This window comes from Rhizobium sp. 01T444 (genome assembly GCF_056398305.1).
The window spans coordinates 1-560 of the sequence record NZ_JBFTPD010000340.1; the positions used below are offsets into that span (position 1 = coordinate 1).

The following is a 560-nucleotide window of genomic DNA, read 5'->3' on the forward strand; positions in this document are numbered from 1 at the left end:
CAGTAGATCAGTTCGTCGGGACTAAGGCGCATGTTCGGCCTCCTGCGACGCATGGGCGCGGCCTTGCGGCGGCGGCCGCGTCAGGCGCACCACCACCGCTCGCGCCACGACGAACCCAAGCAGGCACGTCAGCATCCGCTCCCAATGGCCACCGGAGACTGCGTAAAAGCCCCCGAGTGCGATGCTCAGGCGCGCCAACAGGCTGGCGAAGAACCACAGCGCCGGCTGGGAAGACGCCGCACCCCGCCGAGCAGTCCACCACAGGCCGCCGAAGAAAAGCAGGCCCAGCGCGGCGCCCGCCAGAGCCGACAGCATCAGCACGAGCACCGTTGCCGTTCCGGCGGGGGATGCGAGCAGCTCATTCATCGTCGGACTCCTGTTCCTCGCGCATGGCCTTGTCTTCCTTGGCGACCCAATGCCACGCGTTGAGGCATCCGATGGCGAGCCCGGCGACCAGCAGCGCCAACGTCCACGAATGCGTGTCCGAGTGTCGCTTGTCGAGCCACATGCCGAGCGCCGCGCCCAGCAACGTCGGCACCACCACCGACCAGCCGATCAAC

General features: G+C 68.0%; 2 protein-coding genes. Both read right to left on the bottom strand.

Annotation, left to right across the window (positions count from 1 at the left end; genetic code table 11):
• Positions 1-21 precede the first annotated feature (21 nt).
• Positions 22-366, bottom strand: coding sequence for an N-ATPase subunit AtpR (locus AC1DTN_RS38800; protein WP_477925542.1), 345 nt, complete (start codon positions 364-366; stop codon positions 22-24).
• The coding region (locus tag AC1DTN_RS38805; protein ID WP_477925543.1) for an AtpZ/AtpI family protein at positions 359-560 on the bottom strand (202 nt) is incomplete at its 5' end. The genes AC1DTN_RS38800 and AC1DTN_RS38805, both read right to left, overlap by 8 nt.